The 4,352-nt window shown below is 61.0% G+C and carries 1 protein-coding gene and 2 pseudogenes; 2 read left to right on the top strand and 1 reads right to left on the bottom strand.

The features are described from left to right. Window positions 1-252: pseudogene (locus AC1DYF_RS40030) on the top strand (ectoine/hydroxyectoine ABC transporter ATP-binding protein EhuA); the annotation flags it as partial. A 183-nt stretch (window positions 253-435) separates the two neighbouring features. Here AC1DYF_RS40030 and AC1DYF_RS40025 read toward each other — a convergent pair. Further along, window positions 436-3,717, bottom strand: coding sequence for an EAL domain-containing protein (locus AC1DYF_RS40025; RefSeq protein WP_477884460.1), 3,282 nt, complete (start codon window positions 3,715-3,717; stop codon window positions 436-438). A 488-nt stretch (window positions 3,718-4,205) separates the two neighbouring features. On the opposite strand from AC1DYF_RS40025, the pseudogene AC1DYF_RS40020 reads away from it, so the two are divergent. Continuing rightward, window positions 4,206-4,352: pseudogene (locus AC1DYF_RS40020) on the top strand (ABC transporter permease subunit); the annotation flags it as partial.

The following is a 4,352-nucleotide window of genomic DNA, read 5'->3' as shown; positions in this document are numbered from 1 at the left end:
CTGCTGTTCGACGAACCGACATCGGCGCTCGACCCGGAACTGGTCGGCGAGGTGCTGAGCGTCATGCGCGATCTGGCCGAAAGCGGCATGACCATGGTCGTCGTCACCCACGAGATCGGCTTTGCCCGCGAGATCGGTGATCAACTGATTTTCATGGACCAGGGCGTGATCGTCGAACGCGGCGAGCCCCGCGCCATGATCGCCAATCCGCAATCGGCACGCACGCGCGAATTCCTGTCACGGGTGCTGTAGCCGCTTGTGACAGGCTCTCTTTCGCCATCGCACCTGCACAACAGCTCAATCGTCCGGTTCCCGTTCAGGCGAACCGTTCGCGCTTCATGCACCGAATGGAAGGGCCGGTAGTTGCAAGTCGGCTCCCGAGGTCTGCTGGCCACCGAGTCAGGCGGAGCGGTGATGGCCCGCGTGACGTTGGCACTACACGTCAGTACCGGTCGTCACGCTTTTCTTCGGTTTCCGGCCTTGGCCGCTCGAACGCTCCGGCTTGGCCAGGCGCAGATTGGCTTGATTGAGATCCCGGACCTGGAGCCAGATTTCGGCGTCTTCGGGTGTGAGTGGTTTTGCGAACAGGTAGCCCTGTCCCCATTCGCAGCCCAGATCGGCGAGTTGCTGCGCCTGGGCTTCCTCTTCGATCCCCTCGGCGACGACGCTCATGCGCATGCCCTTCGCCATCGCAAGGATGGTGGTGACGAGCTGCAGGTTTTCGGCATTCTCCATCATGCGCGATATGAAGGAGCGGTCGATCTTCAGAATATCGATCGGGTATCGATGCAGGTAACTGAGCGATGAATAGCCGGTGCCGAAATCGTCAAGGCTGATCTGGACACGCAGTGCCTTCAACTGCTTCATGACGCTGACGGCGCGTTCGGGATTGTCGACGGTGCTGCTCTCGGTGAGTTCGAGTCTGATGAGCTTCGGATCGACCTCTGTTTCCGCCAGCACCCTCTGTACGCATTCGACCAGGTCGTGCTGAGCGAACTGGCGTGGCGAGAGGTTGACGCTCATCGTCAGGTGTTGATCGCTGCCGAACATATCGGTCCAGGACTTTGCCTTGAGGCAGGCCTCTCGCAACACCCAGAGCCCCAGCGGAACGATCAGGCCGGTATCTTCGGCCACATTTATGAAACCTCCGGGGTAGATCAGCGGTTCGTCCTTGCGCTGCCATCGGATCAGGGCTTCAAATCCGGAGACTTGTTGCGACTTCAACGACACGATCGGCTGGTAATGCAGAACGAATTCTTCATTTGCCAGGGCCAGGCGCAGGCGGTTTTCCAGGTGCATGCGCGCTGACGCCGCATCGTGCATCGACGGATCGTAGATGGCGGCCCGGGCCTTTCCCAGGGTCTTGGCCTGGTACATGGCAAGGTCGGCATCGCGCAGCAGATCGATTGGGTCGAGATAGGCTGAGCCATTGCCGGCGATGCCGATGCTGGCCGTGGTATGGACGAGTTCGCGTCCCAGGACGAAGGGCTCTGCCAGAACCTTCTGGATCTGCTCCGCCAGACGCCATGCCTTGCCCGCATTGTCGTCGTCGGCGATCAGCACGATGAACTCGTCACCGCCCAATCGCGCCAGCAGATTTCCGCGTATCGTGGAAACGAACGCCGATTGCTCTTTACTGCCGTCGCCGAGCAAAGCGCGCAAACGATCGGCGACGCTGATCAGCAGGTCATCGCCCACGATATGTCCCAAGCTGTCATTGATGATCTTGAAACGATCGAGGTCAATGAACAGGACCGAGAAATTGTAGCTTTCCCGTCCTTTTGCCTGTTCGATTGCTGCCTTTGCCCGGGTCATATAGAACGTCCGGTTCGGCAGGCCTGTCAGTGCGTCATGTGTCGCATCGCGCACCGCTGCTTCCTTGGCGACCAGAAGTTCGCCGGTCAATCGCTCCTGTTCGGCAACCGTCACCGCCAGCGTCTTGTTGGTTTCAACCAGATCCGAGCGCGCGTTGCTCAAACCGATGCGGGCCTGCTGCAGGCCGAGCGCCGCGTGTTTCACCCCATCCTGCATCAGGTTGAAGCTGTGCGCCATGGCGCCCAGTTCATCGCGTGAATTGACAATGACGGGCACGACATCGATCGAGGCGACGGCGGCATCCAGGCGTCCGGAGCCCAGCGCCTCCATGGCATTGGCCAGATCCTTGACGGTGCCGTTGGCCAGTCGACGCGCTGCGGCGCTGACCTGGTCGGCGGAATGCGCAATCATGCCCGGCAGGACAATTCCGACACTGATCGTCAGGAGTGCAACAGCAACGAAAATATCTTCGAGCACGGCGACGAAGCCGGCATCGCTCTTCGGTATGGCGCCGATCGCCAGCATATAGCCGCCGGCATCGAGCGCCAGCACCAGGAGCATGGCGCCGGTCAGTTTGACGTGCAGCGAGTTCCCGACGCCTTTCTGGCCGGTTTCGCGCCGGTCCTGCAGCTTTCGCCAACCGTAGAGCAGGGCTCCGGAATAGGCCATCAGCAGGCCGATCACCACGGTCGGCAGCCCGAATTGTTCGAAGCCGAGCATGGCGCTTGCGCCCCAGACCGCGGCGGCGCCCAGGCCGAGACTGATGGTGCCTTTCGGCGCGCGATAGGGTCGCTCGGCGTCGGGTGCGTCGCGGCGCAGCAGCCAGACGGCGACCGATGGCATGCATATGCCGATCAGATACGTGAAATTGGCCGCCGCGATCAACCAGATCGGGTCGCCGATCAGCAGAAATGCAATGGCGAAGCCGGCGGTCGCTAGTGTCGCGACATAGGGCGCGTCGGTCGACATGCGTTTCGACAGGAAGCGGGGCGCAAGGCCATCCTCGGAAATCTGTGCCAGTGTTCTGGCCGCGCCCGCCAATGGCTGGAGGGTGCCGTGGAACATGTTGAACATCATGAAGCCGATTGCCGCCGCCTTTGCGCCGCTGCCAAACACCGGCGCGAAGGTCGGCCCGAGAACCTCGGAGAGATCATGGCCAAGCGCTTCGGGGCCGAGTGTTCCAAGCCAGACGATCGGCAGGATGACGAAAAACAGGCCCGCCATAAGGCCGCTGACACGCATCGCACGCGGCACGTTCCTGACCGGATCGACGGTCTCGCCGACATGGCATGTCGCGGCCTCGAAGGCAGGCGCGCCGAAGCCCACCAGATAAAGGCCGGCCATCAACGACGTCATGGTGCCGAACCAGCCTGGGAAAGGAATGGTGATGTGCAGGTCGAACGACCTGTGCCAATCAACGGCACCACTCAATATCGGTATGATCGCGGACAGGAAGGCAAGCGTTGCCGATGCGCAGGCGATCGGGATGGCCAGACCCGCGACCCAGCGCACGCCCAGCAGGTTGACCACGGTGAAGGTGGAGACGATGGCAATGGCAATGATCGAAACCGGAACGCCAGGCAGGCACCATTGCTGGATTGCGACCCCGGAAAGGATCGCCGTGACGCCGCAGGTCGGAACCCAGCCCCACCAATAACACACACCCGTCAGTGCCGACAGGATTGGACTATAGGGTTTGAACGCCTCGGTGCAGGCGGCCGATATGCCACCCACCCGATTGGGCGACATGAGCACCAGCTCGGTCCAGCCCGGAGCGGACACGTAGCTCAGAACAAGACCAAGCGCCAACAGGACCAGCGACGCGCTCCCCTGGCCTGCAATGTCACCCTGGCCGACGAACAGGGCGGTGATCAGGAACAGCATCTGGTTGCTGCCGCCCATGGCCAAAGCCGACGTTCCCCGCCACCCAATCACCCTTGGATGCGCGAGGCCTCCATTGGGTGGCTTCGCATGCGATTGACTGTCTGAAACCTGCATGTCCGGGCGCCATACATGAGAGAAAGGTAATTAAGTAATCTGACAAATTACTGAAAAATATGTGAACCGGTAAACTACAAGTAGACACTGCCGTCAGCTTCAGCCATTTCGAGCGACGTCGTGCCGGAAGTGCCGGACCTTGACCGTCGTGGATGCGCTTTGTCGTTTAGGGCGCTTTGCGTTCTGATGGAATCAGAACCGGCGCTCTAAACCTTTGTTTTTGCGCATGTCGTTATCCTGAAACCGATTCCCAATTTCAGGCGACATGCTCTCGTCTCAGCCTCGCGCAACAGGCGATCTCTAGCGATATCCGGTCGAACTCTCCGGCGGCCGGCACGGCGTCGCGAGCCGTTTCATCGGCAAAACTCGGGTGGCGGCAAAATGAAGAAGGCGGCCAGGCCGAGGCGGCGAGCGCGCTCGGCATGTCCTATCGCAAGATCCTCAGACGCATCATCTTGCCCCAGGCGATGCGCTTCGTCGTGCCGCCGACCGGCAATGATGCGATCAATGTGCTCAAGCTGACCTCGCTGGTGACCTTC

The sequence above is a fragment of the Rhizobium sp. P2_G9 genome, assembly GCF_056403475.1.
Note: the sequence above shows the minus strand (reverse complement) of the source record. Positions and strands in the feature narration are given on the sequence as shown.

Excerpts from the sequence above, each read along its gene's own strand:
- AC1DYF_RS40025 (WP_477884460.1), bottom strand. The coding sequence starts at position 3,717 with ATGGGCGGCAGCAACCAGATGCTGTTCCTGATCACCGCCCTGTTCGTC.